The following is a 24,713-nucleotide window of genomic DNA, read 5'->3' as shown; positions in this document are numbered from 1 at the left end:
TTATACTTTAAATTTTGCAATTCCTTTGTGAAGTCCCTCAGCCATTGCTGTCATCTCTTCAGCAGATGCGGCAATTTCCTCAGATGTTGCCGATTGCTCCTTCGCCGTTTCAGCCACAGTTTGAAGACGCATCGCCATTTCATCCGTTTTGGATGACATTTGTTCAAATACTTGCACAATTTCCTTTGATTGAGTAGATACTTGTTGTATTGCCTCTCTAATACCCGCTATTTTATCATCTACATTCGTAAACGACTCATGAATATTTGTAAATTGCTTTCCTGCAGTTTGTACTGCTTCTAAACCTTGATTCACTTCACTCATTCCTTGCTGCGCTGCCTGAAATGCTTGATTGGCCTCCTCTTGCACCAACTTTACAAGAGCAGTAATATCCTGTGCAGATTTAGCGGATTGCACAGCAAGCTTTCGAACTTCATCAGCTACAACTGCAAATCCTCTGCCGTGCTCCCCTGCTCGAGCAGCTTCAATTGCTGCATTCAGTGATAATAAGTTTGTTTGATCAGCAATCCATTTAATGGCCTCTGTGATGCTGTTAATATCGGTTGAACGTTTATTCAAAGATTCCACATTTTCTGCAACAGCATCAATTGTACTTTGAATTACTGCCATTTGCTTTATTACCGCTTGAATGACATTTTGTCCCTGCATAGACAGTTCCGCAGCATATCCTGCAGATACTGAGACGTCTTGTACATTTATGGCAATACCTTCAATATCTTGCGCTGCTTCTTGCAGCTGCATTTTACTCATATGAATGTGAGACAGCTGTTCCTGCATATCCTGTGATGTGCACTGAATATGCTCTGACACTTGTTGGGTTGCTGCTGTGTTCTCTTCTGACCCGGAGGCAAGTTCGCTCGCTGTTTTTGATACTTGCCCGGCACCTGCTTGGATTTGATGAATAAGTTCCCTTAAGTTCGCTTTCATTGTATTAAATGAATGCGCTAGTATACTTGTTTCATCTTTTGTTCGAATTTGTAAATCTGAAATCGCTAAGTTCCCTTTAGAAATTTCTTCCGCTTGCGCACTAATTAACTTAATTGGTCTTGATAATACAATCGATAAGATAATTCCCACTGCAACAGATAAGATAATAGCACCAGCGCTCATCAGTAGACTCCATCTGAGCTTTTTCTCAATATCAGCCGAACTAGAAGCAACCACCTCATCAATTTCACGTTGCTTTTCTAGCGCCAATTGGTCTGCAATCGTACGAATTTCACGGGATATAGCTAAAATATTTTCTTGTATGGATGTTTCAATCTCATTTTGTTTAATGGCTTGTGTTAACCGTTTTTCATGTGCCTGTACCAATCCCTCAATTTGTCCTAGATATTCTTTGCTTTTTTTATTTGTTTCGTTTTCCTTGATGCTTTGAATTCGTTTTAAAATGATTCCTTGCTCGCTTTGCATCGCTTTTACATCATCCGCTTCTTTTGAAAGCAAATATGAGTAAAACTGACTTTCCAGTCGCGTTGAGGATACTTGAATTAAGCGTGTTTTCTCTAAGTCTTTAGATTCAACTTCAAGCAAATGTGAATACTGATTATGTAGTGACCTCATTCCATAATTTGATATAACAACCACACTGAGCATCAATGCAATGACCAATAAAAAAGAAAACGAAATTTTTTTCCTAATATTCAGCTTCATCCCGGCGCTTCCCCCTTCAACCAAGTTTTAAGTATATGTATCTACTCTTTTATAGTACTAATACTGCATCACCTCTTTTTATTATTATATAACGATACATTCAAAAAAATAAATTTTTTTATTATTTTCTGATTAATTTTCTTTTAATAAAGTGTACTTATTTGCTAATACATCTGAAACGATAGCTGCATTGAATAAATGGATTTCTTTTATCCATACCGCAGTAACATACGATGAAAAATAAAGATTATACTATAAGACTAACCTAATTACCTAAGCAACATAAACAGGAGCGTACCAATCCGGTACGCTCCTGTTTACATTATTTGATAGTTTCTAGTGCTACCGTTAAAACTTTAACAATCAAATCCAAATCAGCTTCTTCAATTGTAAGCGGAGGTGAAATAGCAAGCACATTGTTATATCCAGCAACAGTTGCTCCATTCTTCCCAATGATAACATTCTGTTGTTTACAAGCAGCTATCACACGATTCACAAGAGCGACGTCAAGTGGTTCCTTTGTTGTTTTATCAGCTACAAGTTCGATTCCAACAAGTAACCCCTTCCCCCTCACGTCGCCGACAAGCGAATGTTGAGAAAGAGCGGATCGCAGGCTCTCTAGCAACTGCGCTCCTAGTTTAGCCGATCGTTGAAATAAATGTTCTCGCTCCATAATTTCTAAGTTTTTAAGCGCTAGCGCGCATGCAGCTGGGTTACCACCAAATGTATTAATATGACGGAAATAATCATATTCTTCTGAGCCTTTAAACGCTTCGTAAATTTCTCGTTTAACAGCAGTTGCCGAAAGCGGCAAGTAAGCACTTGTTAACCCTTTGGCCATTGTAATAATATCTGGACTTACACCATAATGCATAAAACCAAATGGCATACCGGTACGTCCAAAACCACAAATTACTTCGTCAACAATTAATAGTGCTCCGTGCTTTTCGCAAACCTTTTTCACACCTTTCATATAACCATCAGGTGGCATTAAAATCCCTCCACCTGTAATGATAGGTTCCATAATCACAGCTGCAACGGTTTCGCTTAATTCCCACGTCATCGCATTATCCACAGCTTGCACAGATTGCAGTTGCTCAGATGATGCCCCACTTTCGGGAAAGCGATAGCTATCAGGTGGTGCCACATGAAGAAATCCAGGTGCGAGTGGCTCATATTTATATTTACGTTGGGCTTGCCCTGTTGCAGCTAGTGCTCCTATGGAATTACCATGGTACGCTCTATATCTAGACACAATTTTATAACGACTTCCTTCTCCTTTTTGCTGGTGATATTGACGAGCGATCTTAAACGCGGTCTCATTTGCCTCTGATCCACTATTGGAAAAGAAGATTACATAGTCGCCGCCAAGCAGTTCATTCAACTTTTCAGCCAATGCGATGGCCGGACCATGACTTTGCGTCATCGGTACATATGCAAGTTTTTTTAATTGTTCATATGCTGCTTCCGCAAGGTCTTCTCGTCCATATCCAACATTTACGCACCATAGGCCAGCCATCGCATCGAGATAACGATTTCCGTTTTCATCTGTAATCCACGCCCCGCTTGCTGTATCAACAACCATTGTAGCATCCGGACTATATGGGCGCATCCCGTGCCAAACATATTTCTCGTCTTTCACTAAAGACTCTCCGCTTTGTCTCGTTACCACTATATTTCCCCCCTTAAAAATCAAATCGTGACGTAATCATTTTTTTTCTTGTAAAAAAGTTTACGCCATCCTTTCCATTTACATGTAAGTCGCCATAGAACGAATCCTTCCAACCAGAAAACGGGAAAAATGCCATCGTTGCCGGCACGCCAACGTTAACACCAAGCATCCCCGCATCCGCTTCTTCTCGAAATTGTCGAATCGCTTTCGCATCCCTCGTATAAATGGTTGCTCCATTACCGTAGCGAGATTTCTCAATATAAGACAGGGCTTCATCTAAATCCTCCGCGCGCAATACACTTAAAACCGGAGCAAAGATTTCTTCTTTTGCAATCGTCATTTCAGGTGTAACATGGTCGAATACAGTCGCTCCTAAAAATATCCCTTCTGGCATAGATTCCATTTCCTTGCGTCCGTCACATAGAAGAATTGCACCTTCTTTCACGCCTGCTTCAATATAACCAATTACTTTTTCACGATGGGACTCACGAATAACCGGTGTCAGCAATACATCTTCATCCATACCACTTCCAATGCTTAATGCCATTGCTTTTTCTTGCAGTACATCTACAAACTTATCATTTTCACCTACTACCACAACAGCACTACATGCCATACAACGCTGCCCAGCACTACCAAAAGCGGAGGAAACAATATGTTCTGCCGCTTTTTTGATATCTGCATCAGGCATGACAACATGATGATTCTTCGCACCCGATAACGCTTGTACTCGTTTTCCTTGCGTTGCAGCACGCTGATACACATATTTTGCGACAGGCTGTGAGCCTACAAATGAAATTGCTTTGACATCCGGATGATCAAGTAGACCATTTACCACATCATGAGCACCATGCACAATATTTAATACTCCGTCTGGTGCACCTGCTTGTTGAAATAATTCTGCAAGCCGGTTTGCTAGCATCGGAGTACGTTCAGAAGGCTTTAAAACAAATGTATTTCCACATGCAATTGCTAAAGGGAACATCCAAAGCGGTACCATCATCGGAAAATTAAATGGCGTAATTCCCCCAATCACACCAAGTGGATATCGGAACATTTCCGAGTCTATGTCCTCTGCAATACCAGATAACGTTTCTCCCATTAAAAGCGTTGGCGCACCAGAAGCAAACTCCACACACTCTATACCTCGTTGGACTTCACCGTACGCTTCCTTGTATGCCTTTCCGTTTTCTTTTACAATCAATTTTGCTAATTCTTCATGCTGCTCGGTTAGTAGGGAATGGTACTTGAACAAAATACGAGCGCGTTTGGGCGTAGGTGTATTCTTCCATGTTATAAATGCTGTTTTTGCCGCCTGTACAGCCATATGCACATCAGCAACGCTTGAAATATTGACCTTAGCTATAACTTCTTTTGTAGCCGGGTTTAGCACATCCAATACTTCCGTTCCTTGCGAATTCACCCAATTACCGCCGATCAAATTTTTTAACACCTGTGTATCCGTAGCCGTCATAAAACTCCTCCTCTATAAAAATGGCTTTCTATTATTATCTCGTATATTAACGGTTCATTCATTAGACAGAATGTCAAATTTGCAACAGCGTTTCTGCTACAAGTTGACTACTGCACATTCTTTTTTCCTGTTGTACGATGAAACGAAAGTATCACAGACTTTTTTCGTATGTTTTCATTCGTTTTGTAGTAAGTAAGTAATCATATGCTTGAAGCATAAATTCAATAACTAACCGCTTATTAGGCTTCATGAAGTCTTCACCGAGAAGTTGTTCAAGCTTGGTGATACGATGATATAATGTTTGTCGTACAACAAACAATTTTTTAGCTGTCTCCTGCTTGGAACCGTGACACGCTAAATATACGCGTAATGTCTCTATCAGCTTTCCTTTATATTTTTGGTCGTACCAAATGACCGGCTCTAAATATTCCATGACAATCTCTTGTAGGTCTTCATGCTTATACATGGAAAGTAAACGGTACATATGCATATCTTCATAGAAACGGCAATCACTTTGCATCACTTGCTGTATTTTGATGGTCTCCTTTGCAGTTCGAAGTGCTTTTGGAAACTCATCCAAAAACTCTACAAATTTTCCGATACCTACAAAAAAAGCATATTTTTGTTTTCTCATAAAATCGGTCTGCAACAGACGCTCAAGTGCTTGTTCTAAACGCTGTTTTACTTTTCCTTCACGCTGATTCAGCAATATAACTGAAAGTTCATTTCGCTTTTCTGTACATAAAGAAAAAAAGCCAAACTGTTCAAAGATAGTCCGAAACAGCAACTTATAGTAAGTAAAATCCGCATCAGCGCCCTGAAATTTAGAAACGCATACCGTTCCACCTTTTGTAGCTACAATTCGATGACTACATAAAATATCATCAATCTCTCTTTCTTCATATTCACCAGCCAACCAGCTATGTACCCATTCACTTTCTTCTACTCTTCTTTTCTCGGCAACAAATAGATCACGTAACAAAAATTGTGCAATGGCTGTTGCAGTCCGATCTAACATTAGATTATCGTACTCTGTTACATCACGATTACCAAACAGATAGAGCTGCGCATAGTCTTGCCCAAACAAACGAATGCATTGTTGCAGTGTACGCTGCGTATTTGGCTTTATACAAGCTCCTGTTGGAAACAAAATTTCTGTTTCTTCCATTTGAAACAAGACCGCATGACCTGTATGCTCATGTAGCAACTCTACAATCTCTTCATAGCTCCGTACAGATAGCAGCTTTTTATTGAGTATCTGTGAATAGCATTCAAGATCTCTAATCATTTGATATTGTTTATTAATAAGATAAGAATGAATATCTTGTGTAATTTCCACATAAGGAACTTCTTCTTGAAATAATAAAACTGGAAAGTGGTGCTCATTTGCTAACGAGATAATCCGGGGAGAAATAGAAAACGGTTGTCTTGTCATATCAATACATAGTGCTGCTGCTTGTATTTCAATGAGTTCTTCAAGAAAAGATGTAAACAACGATTCATCCTCTCGCCAACCAAGACCAGTAGATAAGATGAGCTCATTTCCTTTTAAAAGCGACTTAATATCGGTCACTTCTAGAATATGTACCCACTTGACAGTTCGATTCAGCCCACGGTTGCCTGCAATAATTTCCACATGTCCGAAATGCTTACGCTTCAACACATCACAGACGGTTAACGGGAAGTGATGCATATCTCCACCCCTCTTAACAGGTAATAGCTATACTATTCTTTTTTTTTTCTGCCATTCCTGCCCGACATACATCCCGCTGTAGATTTATAAAAAAACAAAGACCGGTTTTCCCCGGCCTTCATCGCAACAATTTTACTGAAAAGTATTTCCGTGCATCAGCTGTTTGGATATGCAATGTAATATGATCCTCCGCTTTTTGAAACAAGACGAAGGCACCATCTAAATCTTCGTGCACACTCACAATTTGATAGCCTCTTTCTAACAAAAAATCAATTTTTTCACGTTCTGCTATAAACTCATTGTAAGACATAACATATCTCCTTTACATTGGTCGTCCTTCTTCACTCACAACCTCTATATCTAGGGGCATATCAATTTGCCAATCCCGGCCAACTGTAATTCCTAAGAAAACATCATCACTCGGTGTTTCTAATTCTGCTTGTTGATACACTTTGAACCACCAGTATTTTGCTAGTATATAATATACAGCTGCACCAACAATAAAACCGACAACAAACGAATACGTAGCTAATGCATATGCAGCTGCTCCGCCGATAATCCAAGCAAGAAATCCCGCAATATTAAACCCTTTGTAGTAGCGAAATTGTCCATCATACTCGTATAAATCCGGCACATTGACTCGTCTTTTACGAAGTAAGTAATAATCTGCAAATAAAATACCTACAATTGCTGAAAGCACACCGCCTACAATTAGAAGTGCTGGAATGATGACGCTAAATAAACTCCAAGGCTGCGCGAAAGAGCCAATCAATCCCGCTAGTACAACCCCTACCCAAAACGGAACTCTCGGACCTCCCACATTAGAAAAAATGGTTGCTGCCGGAATAAGGTTCGCAGCTACGTTTGTTGACCACTGCGCCAGCACAATCATCAGCAGTAAAATTCCAAGTATAAACCCACTTGCTGCTTGCTGCAGCGCAACAACCGGATCGGCGTTTTTAACAGCAATATACGATACTGCACCAATTACGACCATAAATGTTTGTGTAAGTGTAAGTGCCACAACATTCCCTATTAGAGAAGCTTGATTACGCTTGAACCAATTTCTTTCATACTTAGGTGCTTGAATAAAACGAGACAGCGACGGCATATCGGCAGCTAACGTAGACCAAAATCCCATGTTGCTCATAATAACAACAATAAAGGCGGTGACTGCTGCACCTCCTGTTACTGGACTTTCAATCCAACTCCAAACGTCTCTACCTTCTTGCAATGCTTTATCGGACAACGTTGTATACATCCAAGCGGAAATTAAGATAATGATTGGTGCTGCTAAATCAGCAAAGCGTTCAACCGCTTTAATACCGAGGGCTGTGTTAAATACCTGCAGTACGGCAAATAATACGTAGCATAAAAACCAATTGTCAAATCCGTATAATGCATTCAAAATGGCATTAATGGCTGTTGATCCGAAATACGTATTAATTCCAAACCAGCACGAAGCCGCAAATCCACGAATTATCGAAGGGATATGCGTACCCATTGTTCCAAATGGAGCACGCATATATACAGGGAACGACAAACCATGCTCAATACCAATATCACCAATGATTGTCATAAACAATCCGATTGCAATAGACCCGATTAACGTTGCTACAATGACCCAACTAAGCGGTAAGTTTTGCACCCCTGCTCCGCCAATTGCGAAGGCAGCTAGCACAACTGCCATACCGACCCATATAAATGCAAATCCCCATGCTCCTATTTTTTTATCTGCATGAGCCACGGGTAATAAGTCCGGTGATTTTAAGTAATCTGCTCGTTTCGTCATATCGCTCCTCCTCTCCTATAGCACAGTTACATTTTCTTTTGATGCGAGAGCACTTCCATACTGCGCACGTTTCACATATTGACCTTGTCCTGGCTTTCCGACAAATTGTTTATCACGCACAATAAATTCACCGCGGCTTAGTACACTCACAGGTTCACCTGTTACACACATTCCTTCAAATGTACTGTAATCTACCGCCATATGATGTGTACGAGCGGATATGACACGTTCCACATATGGATCAAAAATAACCAAGTCTGCATCAGAACCGACTGCGATGGTTCCCTTTCTTGGGAACAAGCCAAATAACTTTGCTATTTTAGTAGACGTAATATCAACAAACTGATTGAGCGAAATGCGCCCTTTTTTCACACCTTCTGAAAATAAAATACTGACTCGGTCTTCAATGGTTGGACCTCCATTCGGAATTTTGGTAAAGTCGTCCTTCCCAAGGTCTTTTTGGCCATAGAAGTCAAAGGAACATTGGTCAGAACCTAACGTTTGTAATTGTCCATTTTTCAAAGCCGTCCAAAGCGCTTCCTGATGATGTTTTTCTCGTAAAGGCGGTGACCACACGTATTTTGCACCTTCAAAGTTTGGTTTTTCTAAATAAGATTGATCAAGCACCAAATATTGAGGACACGTCTCTCCCCACACATCAAATCCTGCGTTTCTCGCCTCAGTAATTTTTTGTACCGCTTCACGGCAAGAAACGTGCACAACATACAATTGTGAATTTGCGAGGCCTGTAAGCTGACATGCTCGGCCTGTTGCTTCCCCTTCTATCTCAGGTGGTCTTGTCAATGCATGATAGATAGGATCGGTATTGCCTTCTGCGAGCGCTTGCTTCGTCAAGTACTCAATCACATCACCATTTTCAGCATGTACCATGACGAGAGCACCTAATTTTTTTGCTTCAAGAAGCGTCCGATATAATGTACCGTCATCTGCCTGAAACACATTTTTATATGCCATAAACACCTTAAAAGATGTAATCCCTTCTTGAATAACCTTTGGTAATTCCTGTAATACTTCATCCGTAATTTCGCCTATCATGAGATGGAATCCATAGTCGATGACCGCTTTTTCTTTTGCTTTTGCATGCCATGTGTTGATAGCTGTTTGCAGGGGCTCTCCCTTGTTCGTTAAACAAAAATCAATAATTGTGGTCGTACCGCCAAAGGCTGCAGCAATGGTACCTGTCTCGAAATCGTCCTTCGTTACCGTACCACCAAAAGGCATATCCAAATGGGTATGCGGGTCAATCGCGCCCGGAAACACATAACGTCCGCTCGCATCAATTACCTCCGCCCCTTCTGGTGACAAGCTTTTTCCAATTGCGGTAATCACGCCATTCTCGATACAAATATCACCTTGGTATGTATCAGAAGCGGTTACAATGATTCCATTTATAATCAGTTTTTTCATAATATCCTCCTTTATTTTACTGGCTGATTTAACAGCGTACACGCGGATTGCCTCTCATTCCAAGTCATCGGTGGCAGCTCATGCGGAAGCTCTACCATAGAAATAGCTCCCTCCTCCGGACAAACAATGGAGCATAGGTTACAACCAACACAGTCTTCCTCTCGTACCCGCAAATACGATTTTCCCTTCTCGTCCTTCAACATATCAATGCATTGGTGTGACGTGTCCTCACAGGCGATATGACACTTATTGCAGTTGATACATACATCTGTATTAATACGAGCTACAACCTTATAGTTCAAATCTAAATTACCCCAATCTGAGTAGCGCGGAACTGCTTTTCCAACCAAATCCATAACAGAAGCAATGCCCTTCTCATCTAAATAGTTATGCAGGCCATCAAGCATGTCCTCGACAATTCGAAAGCCGTGGTGCATAGCAGCTGTACATACCTGTACACCAGTTGCTCCCATTAACATAAACTCTACCGCATCGCGCCAACTTGACACCCCGCCCATGCCAGAAATGGGTACAGAAATGTGCGGATTCCGTGCACATTCAGCAACCATATTTAATGCAATCGGCTTCACTGCCGGTCCGCAATAGCCACCATGGGCTCCTTTTCCCGCAACATGCGGGATGGTATTCCACGTATCCAAATCTACACCCGCTAGGCTATTGATGGTGTTAATCATACTCACTGCATCTGCACCGCCTCGAACAGCTGCTTCAGCAGTAACTGTAATATCAGTGATATTTGGTGTAAGTTTAACAATAACAGGTGTTTGGGCTACTTCTTTTACCCAATATGTTTGTTTTTCGACCAGTTCCGGCACCTGTCCGGATGCTGAACCCATACCGCGTTCAGCCATACCATGCGGACATCCAAAGTTGAGTTCTAGTCCATCTACACCTACAGCCTCGACACGCTTGACAATTTCATGCCACTTTTCCTGCTTTGGCTCTACCATCAAAGAAGCAATAACAGTATGATTTGGGAAACGTTTTTTTGTTTCATAGATCTCCTTCAAATTCACCTCTAAAGGACGATCTGTAATTAGTTCAATATTGTTAAAACCTGCAACACGCTGCCCGTTAAAGCTGACTGCTGCAAATCGGGAAGAAACGTTTAAAATAGGTTCCCCCAGCGTCTTCCATACCGCACCACCCCAACCAGCCTCAAATGCCCGCTGTACTTGATAACCGGAATTAGTGGGAGGCGCGGAGGCGAGCCAAAACGGGTTAGGCGATTGAATGCCTGCAAAGTTGATTCGTAAATCCGCCATGTTATACCTCCTTTAGTTGTGCTTCTTTTTGCAATACCTCATGAATCGCATGTGCTGTTAATTTTCCTTGCTGAGCGGCGGTTACAACCATGGCCTCCCCCTGTCCTTTTCCGAACACCACATCACCACATGCAAATACTTTCGGATGAGAAGTGCGATGCGCCTTATCAATTGTGAGAACGCCGTCTGTATGATGGAGGCCAAAGCTTTCTATTAAGCTAGTATGACGCTTTTGACCAATTGCTTTAATAACACCATCTGCAGGTAAAATGAATTCTGATCCAGCAATCGGTATGGGACGTTTACGTCCATCTTCCCCTGCCTCTGATAGCTTCATTTTTATGCACTCGATTGCAGTTACCTTACCGTTTGTTCCAATAATCCGCTTTGGTACTGTTAACCAGCGAAATTCAACACAATCCTGCTTTGCAAATTCATATTCAAAGTCATACGCCGTCATTTCTGCTCTTGTACGGCGATATAAGATTTTTACATTTTCAGCCCCTAGTCGAACGGAACATGTCGCCGCATCAATCGCGGTATTTCCTGCACCAATGACAATTATATTTTTTCCAATATATTTGGTAGGGAGTGTCCGCTTTGTTTCTTTGACAAATTGAATTGCATCGTATACACCTTCTAATTGTTCTCCAGGAATATGAAGATTAGGTACATCTCCCATTCCAATTGCTAATACGACCGCATCGTATGTTGCTAGCAAATCATCAGGCATTATATCTTTTCCGATTCGCGTATTGACTCGTATCGTCACCCCAAGTTTTTTGACTTGTTCCACTTCCCAGCGTGCAATACTTTGAGGCAAACGGAAGGAAACAATTCCATACGTGTTTAATCCTCCTGCTTCTTCATCCGCTTCAAAAATGGTAACCTCGTATCCTTTACGTGCTAGTTCTCGTGCTGCCGATATCCCTGCCGGTCCACCACCAACAACCGCGACAGTTTTGCCGTTATATTTTCTAGGTGTAAAGAGCGTTTGTTCATTCACAATGGCCCAATCTGTTGCATAGCGTTGTAAATTCCCAATCATAATCGGCTTTGTTGAATGATTTAAGACACAAGCGCCCTCACACAACTCTTCTGTTGGACATACCCTTGCGCAACTAGCACCTACCGGATTTGCCTCCATAATCGTCTTCGCAGATCCCTTCATATTGCCAGATGCAATTTTTTTGATAAAAGACGGAATGTCAATTCCAGTGGGACATGCGTTGATGCAAGGTGCATCGTAGCAATACAAACAACGATTTGCTTCTTCTACCGCCTCTCGCTTTGACAAAGCACTTTCAATTTCTTGAAAGTTATTCTCTAATCGCAAATGGTTCAACTTGTCTCCCCCCTTCAACATCACAACACAAAGCTATCACGATAAGTTCTTTATAATTGTAATAATTTTCTGATAAATTTACATTAGACAATCAGTTAAATGATTACACAAGCTTATTTACCACTATGTACAGAAATATTGTCAGAAAATCTGACGTGAACTAGAAAAGCGCAAGCGGCTCGTTTAGCTCCATAGGACAGAGGTTCCCGGCACAAAAAGGCGTTTTTTGCCTTTATGGGCTGGGGTTCTCTGACCGAAGGAGCTAGCCGCTGGAACTAGACAATAGAAAAGCGCAAGCGGCTCATTTAGCTCCATAGGACAGAGGTTCCCAGCACCAAAAGGCGTTTTTTGCCTTTATGGGCTGGGGTTCTCTGACCGAAGGAGCTAGCCGCTGGAGCTAGACAATAGAAAAGCGCAAGCGGCTCGTTTAGCGCTTAAAATGAGTATGAGATTGCATGCTCATATAAAAAAAGAGACATTTGTAGTAATTTTGTATCTACAAACATCTCTTTTAGGATTTATTGGGCGACTTTCCCACGCTTTTTTTGACTCTAGCGCATTTATCTGGCGACTTTAACGAGTAATTTGGCAACTTTCCTAAATAATTCAGCAACTACAGCAAATATTTAAATTTTTTATATATTCGATAAGAGTACCTGACTATATCAAGCAATGTGTAGGGCACTTTAATGCGCCGTTTATAAAACAAAGGAAGATATATACGATAATAAGCCCTAACAAGATCTCTCCATTTTGTGTCTTCTCCTTGTTTATAAAAATCTGATATGTCAACCACATATCCACGATTATTATGCATCATTACATTTTTACCATGCACATCATAAGGATTAAGACCTCTCTCTTTTGCATAACTAAGCGCTTCATTTACATCGATAATCACGGATTCTGGAATCGGGAGGCCGCGATGAAATGCATCATACAACGTAATTCCATATAACCTTTTCAGTATCAGATATACATCTCCTTTATGTAATAACTGAGAGTACGCAGGATGATCACCTAGTCTTTTATATACATCCGCTTCTTTTTCTAAACAAGCAAAATCCCTGGCATATACCTTTACAACCCAATCTGGATAATCTACATGTGTAAATACCCCTGCGTAGTTGCCAGTTCCTACACATTCCCATTCACTAGGAATTCGAGTAATACGCACAGGATCATATACATATTCACTTTCTAATATCAATTCGGGTAATAACTGGTGTTCAATCATTTCTATAAAGCTGTAGATGCTGTTCATATTTCCCCCACTGCAGAAGCGTCTGCATTCTTACTAATTTCTTTTTATATTTGTTTGTATAAGAATCCGAATTGCTATGTCCTACCTATTTCCTTCATTACAATTTAAAAAATAATTTATTCTTTTCCTATATACCTTGAAAACATCTTCACTATCATCTTTGTTTTTAGTATAATTTTTGTATATCTAAATATTTTTCTATTAAAAGATTGGAGATTATATTATGAGTCCATTATTTTTTAAAAAGAAAACAAAAAGTGTTTTCCTATTCAATGATTTACCTCAATATGAAGAGAAAGTAAGCTTACACAAAGATCATGCTGCCTTAAACAAACATATTGACATGATTGGATTAGAAAAAAAAGATCTCGCCATTCTATTACTTTTACAACCTATTATACAGCAACATATGGAAGAAATTCTAACCGATTTTTACAAAAACATCGGGGCTGAGGCACATTTATCAGAAATTATTAATGAAAACAGTACAGTAGAAAAATTAAAAGGCACATTAGCAACACACATTAGCGAAATGTTCAGTGGTACAGTTGATGCAATTTTCATGGAAAAAAGACAGAAGATTGCAATGACACATTTCCGAATTGGTCTGAAGCCAAAATGGTATATGGCTGCGTTCCAACATCTGCTGATGTATGTATCAGATGTTATCTCACTTCACGTTAAGGACCTAACCGAATACAAGCTTGCTATGCAGGCGGTTTCTAAGATGTTTACACTAGAACAGCAGCTCGTACTCGAAGCATATGAAAACGAAGTCAAGCAAAACAATGAAGCAAACATCCAAAAACAACAAGCACTTCGTAACAACCTTAGCGGTGTCGCTCAGCAATTAGCAACTGTCGCCGAACAAACAAGTCGCTCAGTTTCTGCCATAAATGAACAAACAAAAGATCTGAATGGCATGTCTGTTCAGACTTTGGAAATTGCAGCAACAACAGAAACGGCTGCTGAAAAAGGAAAACATGATTTAGATAATCAACAAACATTAATGAACCGTATTCAAGAAAGCACAGAAGATATTATGGATAAAATCACAGTGTTACATAATGTATCCAACGAGATTCATAACATTGCAAGCATTGTTACCGCGATTGCTGAACAAACAAATCTATTGGCGCTAAACGCAGCCATTGAGGCAGCGCGTGCGGGTGAGCATGGTAAAGGTTTCGCCGTAGTAGCAGACGAAGTTCGTAAACTGTCTGAAGAGACCAAAGTTTCCGTTTCAGGTGTTTCCGATTTAATCGCTAAAATTAATGAACAAATTGCTATGACGTCTAATCGTATGAAAGATGTAGCTGAACTGATTAAACAAAGTCATAGCCAAACAGAAAAAATGAGCGAATCATTTGAAACAGTGCTGTTAAGCATTCATTCTAATAAAGCACAAAATGTACAAACACAAGAAGAGTTACTTAAGATTTCACGCATGATTCAAGATGCGAATGAGGCAGTAAAGCAGGTGTATTATTCTGCAGAAGAACTGAACACGCTGTCAGCGCAATTGTAAAAGCAAAAGGATTGAGCATATTCGCTCAATCCTTTTGTTGTATCTCTATCCCTCTCTTATTATAATAATGATAGAATTGGTGTATATAAGCCCATGTAGTTTTTTCGACACATAACTAGAACGGCTGGTTAGATATTTGGTATGGGCACCTCTTTAGCCCTGCTCGCAACTACATATCGCCCGTTTTTCTTTCCTCACTGTCAAGAATGTCGTTTTTCTATGTGCGCTTATATAGAAAGGTGGTTTCCTTTGAAAAATAGAGTTGCGCTATATGATATTATTTTTTTTCTTGTCTTCCCGCTCGTTGTATGGAATTATGGTCGTGATATAATTGGTGATTATTACGCAATGCTCCTTTCTTCTGTACCTGGTATCATCTACAGCGTATATCGATTTGTGGTTTTGAAGCAATTCAATATATTCGGTATTTTTATGCTTGCTAACTTAATACTTGGCGCACTTGTAGATGTTTTAGCAGGTTCTGCCATACAACTTCTTTGGAACAATGTATATTATGCATATGCCTTAGCTGCTGTATTTGCACTGACAGCACTGTTTCGAAAACCACTTGCCTTGTACTTTGCATTAGATCTTGCAGAGTTGCAGGGCCAGGACCGAGGCAAACTACGTGAACTGTTTATGAGCAAGAAGCTGTTCAATGTGTTTCAGCTAATTACACTCGGCTTCGCTGTTCGCGATATTGTTTTAGCCAGCTTAAAAGTTTGGCTCATTACTAAATACGGTGTAGAAGCGTTTGATAAGGGCATTATTTTGCGTCAAGCAATCAACTGGGGCTTCTCAGCTATTTTTGTAATTGGATTTTTATATGTTGCCAAAGCGGTGCAAGATGCTTCACCATCAGAAGAATCATTGGAAAAAAGCAACTAAATTTAGTTGTTTTTCTCTTATCTACACGTTTGCTATGATATAACAAAAGCTGGGGGGACTACATATGTTTTTTGCTTTTCAAGTAGATGAAGATATTACATTACGACTACTCGACATGTCGCAGGCTGATCTCATTTTTAAAGCGTCAAACACTTCTCGTGAACATTTGCGACGCTGGCTCCCCTGGGTAGACGACACCCATACGTTAGAAGATACAAAGAAATTTATTCAAGCAACAATGGATCAATTTGCGCAGCATAAAGGGTTTTGTACAAGCATTTGGTGGCGCGATGAGTTTGCCGGTATCATTGACTTTCATGGTTTACATACAACACTCAATAAAATCGAGATTGGCTATTGGTTACTTGAAAAACATCAAGGAAGAGGAATCATGACAAAGGCGTGCCGAGCTTTTGTAGATCATGCTTTTTCCGTGATGAAGCTAGAGCGCGTTGAGATTTTGGCAGCAGTCGGAAATACAAAGAGCCAAGCAATTCCAAAGCGCCTTGGCTTTAAGCAAGAGGGAGTCCTTCGAAAGTGCACAAAAACCTCAGAAGGACTTGAAGATGTTGTTATCTTCGGGCTATTAAAAGACGAATGGACAAAACAAGAGCACTAAATCAGCGCTCTTGTTTTGCCCATTTATTATGTCGCCCTATGTTTTCGTACGCATGAAGTGACCCTTCCCCTAGACATGGATAGAAGCATGATCGGTTTCTAAACACTCAGCAGTAATAGCTATCCTATATATATAACAAGCCACCACCACTTCATTGTCACAATCATTATGGTGCCTCCTTTATTGTTGAATTTCGACATAAAATACATCGTTCCCCTTATAACTCCAATCCCTTAACAATTTCCCTGGATTTTTTTCATTTTTCGCACTTTCCCGATTTACACTTGTAGAAATTTCTGTTAGTTTGTAGAGAAAGGAGGGATTTTTTATGCGATATGCTATTGTAACAGGGACCTCTCGTGGTTTAGGAGAAGCAATTGTACGCAAACTTCTCGAGCAAGAAATCATTGTGTTTTCCATATCTAGAAGCAGGAACACCTCACTAGAAGAATTTGCAAAACAAACCAATACCTTGTTTTACCCTTTCGGTTTTGACCTTAGCAATATTGACAGCATTGCGGACTTAACAGATGAGATTTTTGCATTAATGGACGTCGACAGTGCACAAGCTCTTTATCTAATCAATAACGCTGGTATGCTGGCACCAATAAAGCCTATTGGACGAGCGGAAACAAAACAACTTATCACAAATGTACACGTTAACTTGTTGGCACCTATGTTACTGACTCACGAATTCTTAAAACGTACACAAGATGCACCTGTCGACAAGCGTATTGTTAATATCTCATCCGGCGCAGGGACAAGCCCTTATTATGGCTGGGGGGCATATTGTACAGCCAAAGCAGGTATTAATATGTTCACACGTTGTATAGCGCTAGAAGAAGAAGGAAAAGAGTACCCGGTAAAAGTAATTTCATTTGCACCAGGCGTAGTTGATACAGATATGCAAGCCGAAATTCGCAGTACCGATAAAGAAGATTTTATGAACGTAGAACGTTTTCATGCTTTGAAAGAAGAAGATAAGCTCCTTTCTCCCGACTACGTTGCGCAAGCGGTTGTCAATTTACTCCAAGCTAATGATTTTGAACAAGGCGGTGTCATACGCATTGATGAAAAATCATGAGAAAAGCCTGCACAAGCAGGCTTTTCTTTTATAAAAATACCTTTTCTTCAATCTCGCGCACGAGCTTCTTCACAAATACTTCGGCTGAAAGACTTACTGAATCCGGTTGTCCATATTTCCGTGCATTCACAGTTTCCTCCGCTGCTTCTTGGTCGCCAACAACGATAATATACGGTATCTTTTTTATTTGTGCTTCTCTGACTCTGTAGCCCAGCTTTTCTGCTCTTACATCAAGCTCTACACGTATACCTATTTGCTGCAGTTTACTTTCAATTTGCTTAGCGTACGCTGCATGCACGATATGAGATACCGGGATAATCTTTACCTGCACAGGCGCCAGCCATAAAGGAAAAGCCCCAGCAAAATGTTCAATCATAATTCCAAGGAAACGATCAATGGAACCGAACACGGCACGATGAATAACAACAGGTCTTTGCTTCTGATTTTGCGCATCTACATAATGCAAATCAAACTTTTGCGGCATTTGAAAATCCAGCTGAACTGTTCCGCACTGATGGCTTCGATGCAAAGCGTCTTTAATGTGAAAATCAATTTTCGGACCATAAAATGCACCATCACCTTCATTAATACGGTAAGAGTATCCCAGTTTTTCCAAAACATTTTGCAGCGCTTGTTCTGCTTTTTCCCATTGACTATCTTCTCCCATGGAATTCTCCGGTCTTGTAGATAGCTCTACTTCATATTTAAAACCAAGCGTACGATATACTTGATCGATCAGTGCTACAGCTGCTTGAATTTCATCTTCTATCTGCTCAGGCGTAGCAAATATATGGGCATCATCCTGGCAAAATGTGCGAACTCGAAGCAGCCCGTTGAGCGCTCCGCTATATTCGTGGCGATGTACTTGGCCAAACTCTGCCATACGTATCGGCAGTTCTCGGTAGGAATGCAGTTTATGTTTAAACATCAGCATATGCCCAGGACAGTTCATCGGCTTCATCGCAAAGCTCGTATTATCCACTTCTGAAAAATACATGTTTTCTTTATAATGATCCCAGTGCCCTGAGTTTTCCCACAGTTTACGATTCATCATAAAAGGTGTTCTCACCTCTTGATAGCCTCGCGCTTCTTGTACACCTCTTAAAAATGCTTCAAGCTTGTTTCGCAGTAGCTGTCCTTTCGGGAGGTAGAATGGCATACCAGGCGCTTCCTCTGAAAACATAAACAATTCGAGTTCATTGCCTAGTTTACGATGATTGCGCTTTGCTGCCTCTTCTAAAAAAACGAGGTGACTCTCTAACTCTTTAGATGTTGCAAACGCAATGCCATATATACGCTGTAATACTTGCTTGTCACTATCTCCTCTCCAATAAGCACCGGCCACATGTGTTAATCGAAATGCTTGTAGTGCACCTGTTGACGGTAAATGCGGACCACGGCATAAATCTACAAACTCTCCCTGCCGATATAATGTGATGTTTTCTCCTGCTGGAATATCCTGCAGAAGCTCCAACTTCAGATTGTCATTTTGAAACAATATTTGCGCTTGCTCACGACTCACTTCCAGTCGTTCAATCGGCAAATTTTCTGCAACAATATTCTTCATCTCTTGCTCAATTCGCACGAGGTCTTCGGCACGAACACGTTCTGTCACGTCCATATCGTAATAAAATCCATTTTCAATTACGGGACCACCCCCTAGTTTTACATCCCCATACAACCTTTTTACTGCCTGGGCCAAAACATGTGCAGCAGTATGTCTCATCATATCAATACCTTCTTTGACTGACGATGTGATGATTTCTAGCATCGCATCATGATAGATTGGTCTTTGTAAGTCAAACAGCTCGCTATTCACCTTTGCGCCAAGTGCTTTCTTGTGTAAACTAAGACTAATATCAGCTGCAATTTGTGCAGATGTAATACCTTTTTCATACGACTTCTTCTTTCCATCTGGTAAAGAAATTTCAATACATTGCATCCTACTCACTCCATTTTGTCTAAAATATAAGCTCTGCTAAAGTTTATTGTTGATTTCCGTTACCGGGGTTCGCTTTCCGCGGGCGGTCAGGGAACTATCTCAGCGCTATGCACCTGCGAGATCTATCTTTGACTCGCTCTTTTCCGGCAGGAGTCTCGCCCCTTTCACTCCCATCAACAAGTGCCCATTAGTAACATGAGGCTTTAACACAGCCAAAATATAAAAAACGCACTCATCCCTGTAATAGGGACGAATGCGCTACACCCGTGGTTCCACCCAAATTCCCTTCATATGACGGCTTTGTTTACCTTAACGCGGCTTAGACGGCACTGGTTCACCAATGCACTCCAAGGTGGTAAATGATTTTCCTGCGTTAGAAAGCTCTCAGCTCTGCTTCCCTCTCTGTAAACCGGTCTCAATCATTCATGTCCTTTTCTTCGCTTTTTCCAAATAAAAAACACATTCATCCCTATATCATAGGGACGAATGTGTTACACCCGTGGTTCCACCCAAATTCCCGTCATACAACGGCTTTGTTTACCTTAACGCGGCTTAGACGGCACCGGTTCACCAATGCACTCCAAGGTGGTAAATGATTTTCCTGCGTTAGAAAGCTCTCAGCTCTGCTTCCCTCTCTGTAAACCGGTTTCAATCATTCATGTCCTTTTCTTCGCTTTCATATGTTATTTTATAATATACACAACAGTCAAAAAGTTTGCAAATATTTTTTGAAACTATTTGCAATAACATGCCTATTTTGCAATACGTCATTGATATATGGGATCGTGTAGTGTTTCTCATAGATACGCAACTAGAGAATAAAAAAGCTAAAGTAACTCAACATAGGTATACTACCTCGATTACACCGTCCATTCTTCTCTTCTTAAGAAAAAATTTTTTATTTGTGCTCATCATTATGTGCAACTTCCTTAAAATTATATTGACTATATAAAAAAACTGCCGGTATGTTGACCGACAGTTTTTTGCTTAGATCATATATACACGTGCTTCGTATGGTTGCAATTCAAATGCATGCACGTTTTCATGTACTTCTACATCATAGTTACATAGTACTAGCTCACTTGTAGACAAGCTAAGACCTGTACATTCATAATGTGCTGTTTCTTTAGATAAGTTTGTAATAACGACTGCCTTCTTATCTCCAAGTGTTCTTGTATATGCGTACACTTGTTTATCTTCTGGCATAATTAAATCATACGTACCGTAAACCAATACTTCGTTTTCTTTACGCAAACGAATCATGTTTTTATAGAAGTTCCAAACTGAGTTTGGATTTGCCATATCGTCCTTCACGTTAATACTTGTATAGTTTTCGTTAATGCCAATCCAAGGTGTTCCCGTTGTAAATCCTGCCTTTTCTTCATTGCTCCACTGCATTGGCGTACGAGAATTATCGCGAGAGCTGTTCCAGATGACTTCCATAATTTCTTGATGAGATGTGCCTTTTTCGCGCTCGATGCGGTAGAAGTTTTTAATGGCAACGTCATCGTACTCCTCAATTGTTTCAAAACGAACATTTGTCATACCAATTTCTTGTCCTTGGTAGATGAAAGGCGTACCTTGCATTAAGAAATACATTGCCGCAAAAGCTTTTGCACTTTCCACACGATATTCTTTGTCATTGCCCCAAGTGGATACAACACGCGCTTTATCATGGTTTTCAATAAACAAGGCATTCCACCCTTTTCCTTCAAGGCCCTTTTGCCATTTCGTTAGCGTTTTCTTTAAGGACACAACATCGATGGTACCAACATTGCTTTTATCCCAAAGATCCAAGTGCTCAAATTGGAAAACCATGTTGAACTTACCATTTTCTTCGCCAACCCACTCATCAGCTTCTTCTACTGTTACACCGTTTGCTTCACCAACTGTCATAATATCGTATTTGGCAAACGTTTGCGCTTTTAGCTCTTCTAAAAATGGTTGAATGCCCGGCTGGTTCATATGACAATCAAACGAAGATACATACTCTAAGTTCTCTGGGTTTGGCATATCAGGGAAACCTTCACGCTTTTTAATGTGCGAAATAGCATCTACACGGAAGCCGTCGATTCCTTTATCAAGCCACCAGTTGATCATTTCATACAAGGCATCGCGAACTTTTTTGTTTTCCCAGTTTAAATCTGGTTGCCTTCTTGAGAATACATGTAAGAAGTATTGCTTCGTTGCTTCATCATATTCCCATGCAGAACCACTAAAAATACTTTCCCAGTTGTTTGGTTCCTTGCCGTCTTTTCCATCACGCCAAATGTACCAATCGCGCTTCGGGTTGTCTCTCGAAGAACGAGACTCGATAAACCAAGGATGCTCGTCGCTTGTATGATTAATAACAAGGTCGATAATGAGTTTCATGCCACGATTATGCACTTCTGCAAGCAACTTGTCGAAGTCAGCCATCGTACCAAATACTTCCATAACATCTTGATAGTCGCTGATATCGTAACCGTTATCATCATTTGGTGATTTGTAGAATGGACAAATCCATATGACATCGATTCCAAGTTCTTTTAAATAATCTAACTTTTCAATAACACCCGGCAAATCGCCGATACCGTCTCCGTTTGAATCCATGAAGCTTCTTGGATATATTTGATAAGCTGTCGCTTCTTTCCACCAGTGTTTTGTCATGTTTCCGTCTCCTTGTTTCCTAATTTGTACAATATATAATGCTACAAAAATGCAAGTAAAACATCAATAGCAAGTTAAAAGGAAAAGGAATTTTTTTATTCCCTTTCCCCATTTTTTTCATTTCTTGTAATATACCACTGCATCATACGGACGTAATGTTAATGTTTTTTCATATACCTCATCATTGGCAATAAGCACATCAGCATGTTGGATTTCATGAAGTAGCGCCTCATCTTCAATTGTCTGCACCTGATCGCTAAAGTTACAGAGCACAATCAACTTTTCATTGTTCCAAGTACGATTATAAGCAAAAATGGCGCTATGATCGCGATGTAGTAATTTGAAATTACCCTCTGTAATAATATCAAGCTCTTTGCGAAACCCAATTAATTTTTGATAATAATAGAAAATAGAATTTTTATCTGCGAGTGCTTGTTTAACGTTAATTTCTAGATAACGCGGGTTTACACGAAGCCATGGCGTCCCTGTGGTAAAGCCACCGTTTTCACTGTCATCCCACAGCATCGGTGTTCTCGCATTGTCACGTCCTTTTACATAAATAGATTCCATAATATCTTCATGGGCATAGCCAAGCATCGAACGCTCTTTATACATATTCATTGTTTCTACATCTTCGTAATCCGATAAATTTTCAAATCGTACATTGGTCATCCCAATTTCTTCGCCTTGGTACACATACGGTGTACCTTGCATCATATGCAAGCAAGTGCCCAGCATTTTGGCTGACTTTTCACGATATTCTTGGTCGTTACCAAAGCGGGAAACAATGCGAGGCTGGTCATGGTTATTCCAGTACAAGCTATTCCAACCCTTACCGTGCAAACCCGTTTGCCATTTATTTAGATTATCCTTTAAATCTACCAAATCAAGCGGCTTTAAGTTCCATTTGCCACCCGGTGCACTATCAAGGTCCATATGCTCGAACGTAAAAATCATATTGACTTCGTTTCGTTCAGGATTTGTGTATAATACCGCGTCTTCAGGTGTTGTACCTGGCATTTCACCAACCGTCATAATATCATATTTTGATAATACCTCACGATTCATTTCTTGCATAAATTCATGAATACGTGGCCCATTCAAAAAGTATTTACCACCATCTGCATATAATTGTCCAGGTTGCAATTCACCATCTGGTAAGCCGGGGACTTTTGAAATAAAGTTCACAACATCCATGCGAAAACCATCGATGCCCTTATCTAGCCAAAAACGCATCATTTTGTATACTTCTTCACGCAGCTTTGGATTTTCCCAATTCAAATCAGGTTGCTTTTTCGTGAATAGATGTAAGTAATACTCATCTGTTGTCTCGTCATACTCCCAAGCAGAGCCGCTGAAAACAGATCCCCAGTTGTTCGGTTCTTTACCGTCTTTTCCTTTACGCCAATAGTAAAAATCGCGATATGGGTTATCTTTGCTGCTTTTTGATTGTACAAACCATTCATGCTCGTCCGATGTATGATTTACTACCAAGTCCATTACAAGCTTTAGACCGCGCTTATGCATTTCTGCAAGCATAAGATCAAAATCTTCCATCGTACCAAACTCAGCCATAATTTTCTCGTAATCGCGAATGTCGTAACCGTTATCGTCATTTGGCGAATCGTATACTGGACTAAGCCAAATCACTTCTACACCAAGTTCTTTTAAATAATCAAGCTTTGAAATAATTCCTTGGATATCACCAATTCCATCACCATTGAAATCCATAAAACTTCTTGGATAAATTTGATAAACTGTTGCTTTTTTCCACCATTCTGTATTACCTTTCGCAAACGTTTGCATTACTAGTTTCCCCCATTGTCAATATGTTTGATTATGCTAGCCGGATTGCCGCCTACCAATGTATTAGGCGGAACATCTTTAGTAACAACTGCACCGGACGCAATGACTGCATTATCTCCAATTGTCACACCAGGATTAATGACTGCCTGTCCCCCAATCCATACGTTGTTTCCAATCACAACAGGCTTTCCAAATTCCCTGCCGGAATTACGTGCTTTCGCTTCAAGCGGATGAGATGCCGTATAAATGTGTACACCTGGCGCGAGCATACAGTTGTCACCAAATGTAACAGGACATACATCTAGAATCACGCAATTGTAATTTGCATAAAAGTTCTCACCTACATGAATGTTATAGCCGTAATCACATTGAAAGCTCGGCTCCATATACAAATTTTCTTTAGTAGAACCGAAAAGCTTCTTCAAAATAGCCTTTCTCTTTTCGCCATCAGGCTCTGTATTAAACGCCCATGTTAATTCCCTAGCACGAATGCGCCCCTCTAACAATTCTGCATCAGCAGGCATATACATTTCACCGGCTATCATTTTTTCTTTTTCTGTTTTCACATT

The 24,713-nt window shown here is 40.4% G+C and carries 18 protein-coding genes; 4 read left to right on the top strand and 14 right to left on the bottom strand.

Going from position 1 to position 24,713, the window contains the following annotated elements:
• From EEJ45_RS01955 to EEJ45_RS01910, 10 genes are all read right to left on the bottom strand, one after another.
• Positions 1-1,674 (bottom strand): methyl-accepting chemotaxis protein, encoded by a 1,674-nt coding sequence (locus tag EEJ45_RS01955; protein ID WP_124563090.1) that lies wholly within the window; start codon positions 1,672-1,674, stop codon positions 1-3.
• Between the two features lie 322 nt (positions 1,675-1,996).
• A complete protein-coding gene (locus EEJ45_RS01950; RefSeq protein WP_124563199.1) occupies positions 1,997-3,349 on the bottom strand; it encodes an aspartate aminotransferase family protein in 1,353 nt (450 codons plus the stop codon).
• A 10-nt stretch (positions 3,350-3,359) separates the two neighbouring features.
• Positions 3,360-4,820, bottom strand: coding sequence for a CoA-acylating methylmalonate-semialdehyde dehydrogenase (locus tag EEJ45_RS01945; RefSeq protein WP_124563089.1), 1,461 nt, complete (start codon positions 4,818-4,820; stop codon positions 3,360-3,362).
• Between the two features lie 151 nt (positions 4,821-4,971).
• The gene (locus EEJ45_RS01940; RefSeq protein ID WP_124563088.1) at positions 4,972-6,513 is read right to left on the bottom strand and encodes a PucR family transcriptional regulator; all 1,542 of its coding nucleotides are present in this window, start codon (positions 6,511-6,513) and stop codon (positions 4,972-4,974) included.
• A 118-nt stretch (positions 6,514-6,631) separates the two neighbouring features.
• Entirely contained in the window at positions 6,632-6,823 is a 192-nt protein-coding gene (locus tag EEJ45_RS01935; protein WP_124563087.1) for a hypothetical protein, read from the bottom strand.
• A 12-nt stretch (positions 6,824-6,835) separates the two neighbouring features.
• A complete protein-coding gene (locus tag EEJ45_RS01930) occupies positions 6,836-8,305 on the bottom strand; it encodes an NCS1 family transporter (protein ID WP_124563086.1) in 1,470 nt (489 codons plus the stop codon).
• A 15-nt stretch (positions 8,306-8,320) separates the two neighbouring features.
• The gene (gene hydA / locus EEJ45_RS01925) at positions 8,321-9,733 is read right to left on the bottom strand and encodes a dihydropyrimidinase (RefSeq protein ID WP_124563085.1); all 1,413 of its coding nucleotides are present in this window, start codon (positions 9,731-9,733) and stop codon (positions 8,321-8,323) included.
• A gap of 11 nt (positions 9,734-9,744) precedes the next feature.
• Positions 9,745-11,019: an NAD-dependent dihydropyrimidine dehydrogenase subunit PreA gene (gene preA / locus EEJ45_RS01920; protein WP_124563084.1), complete on the bottom strand. Its 1,275-nt coding sequence runs from the start codon at positions 11,017-11,019 to the stop codon at positions 9,745-9,747.
• Between the two features lies 1 nt (position 11,020).
• Positions 11,021-12,385 (bottom strand): NAD(P)-dependent oxidoreductase, encoded by a 1,365-nt coding sequence (locus tag EEJ45_RS01915; RefSeq protein ID WP_124563083.1) that lies wholly within the window; start codon positions 12,383-12,385, stop codon positions 11,021-11,023.
• A gap of 592 nt (positions 12,386-12,977) precedes the next feature.
• Positions 12,978-13,628, bottom strand: coding sequence for a serine/threonine-protein kinase (locus EEJ45_RS01910; RefSeq protein ID WP_124563082.1), 651 nt, complete (start codon positions 13,626-13,628; stop codon positions 12,978-12,980).
• A gap of 223 nt (positions 13,629-13,851) precedes the next feature.
• On the opposite strand from EEJ45_RS01910, the gene EEJ45_RS01905 reads away from it, so the two are divergent.
• The 4 genes from EEJ45_RS01905 to EEJ45_RS01890 all read left to right on the top strand — a co-directional run bounded on the left by EEJ45_RS01905 (position 13,852) and on the right by EEJ45_RS01890 (position 17,747).
• Positions 13,852-15,156, top strand: a complete 1,305-nt coding sequence (locus EEJ45_RS01905; protein WP_124563081.1) for a globin-coupled sensor protein — start codon at positions 13,852-13,854, stop codon at positions 15,154-15,156.
• Positions 15,157-15,405: 249 nt separating this feature from the next.
• Positions 15,406-16,044, top strand: a complete 639-nt coding sequence (locus EEJ45_RS01900) for a VC0807 family protein (protein WP_245999805.1) — start codon at positions 15,406-15,408, stop codon at positions 16,042-16,044.
• A 64-nt stretch (positions 16,045-16,108) separates the two neighbouring features.
• Positions 16,109-16,663, top strand: a complete 555-nt coding sequence (locus EEJ45_RS01895) for a GNAT family N-acetyltransferase (protein ID WP_124563079.1) — start codon at positions 16,109-16,111, stop codon at positions 16,661-16,663.
• Positions 16,664-16,991: 328 nt separating this feature from the next.
• Positions 16,992-17,747, top strand: a complete 756-nt coding sequence (locus EEJ45_RS01890) for a (S)-benzoin forming benzil reductase (RefSeq protein WP_124563078.1) — start codon at positions 16,992-16,994, stop codon at positions 17,745-17,747.
• A gap of 28 nt (positions 17,748-17,775) precedes the next feature.
• Here EEJ45_RS01890 and thrS read toward each other — a convergent pair whose 3' ends face one another.
• The 4 genes from thrS to EEJ45_RS01870 all read right to left on the bottom strand — a co-directional run bounded on the left by thrS (position 17,776) and on the right by EEJ45_RS01870 (position 24,710).
• Positions 17,776-19,689, bottom strand: coding sequence for a threonine--tRNA ligase (gene thrS, locus EEJ45_RS01885; RefSeq protein ID WP_124563077.1), 1,914 nt, complete (start codon positions 19,687-19,689; stop codon positions 17,776-17,778).
• A gap of 987 nt (positions 19,690-20,676) precedes the next feature.
• Positions 20,677-22,338 (bottom strand): glycoside hydrolase family 13 protein, encoded by a 1,662-nt coding sequence (locus EEJ45_RS01880; RefSeq protein ID WP_124563076.1) that lies wholly within the window; start codon positions 22,336-22,338, stop codon positions 20,677-20,679.
• 117 nt (positions 22,339-22,455) lie between these two features.
• The gene (locus tag EEJ45_RS01875) at positions 22,456-24,144 is read right to left on the bottom strand and encodes a glycoside hydrolase family 13 protein (RefSeq protein ID WP_124563075.1); all 1,689 of its coding nucleotides are present in this window, start codon (positions 24,142-24,144) and stop codon (positions 22,456-22,458) included.
• Positions 24,145-24,146: 2 nt separating this feature from the next.
• Positions 24,147-24,710 (bottom strand): maltose acetyltransferase domain-containing protein, encoded by a 564-nt coding sequence (locus EEJ45_RS01870; RefSeq protein WP_124563074.1) that lies wholly within the window; start codon positions 24,708-24,710, stop codon positions 24,147-24,149.
• Positions 24,711-24,713: the final 3 nt, after the last annotated feature.

The organism is Ectobacillus antri, assembly GCF_003852715.1.
GTDB classification, from domain to species: domain Bacteria; phylum Bacillota; class Bacilli; order Bacillales; family Bacillaceae_G; genus Ectobacillus; species Ectobacillus antri.
Note: the sequence above shows the minus strand (reverse complement) of the source record. Positions and strands in the feature narration are given on the sequence as shown.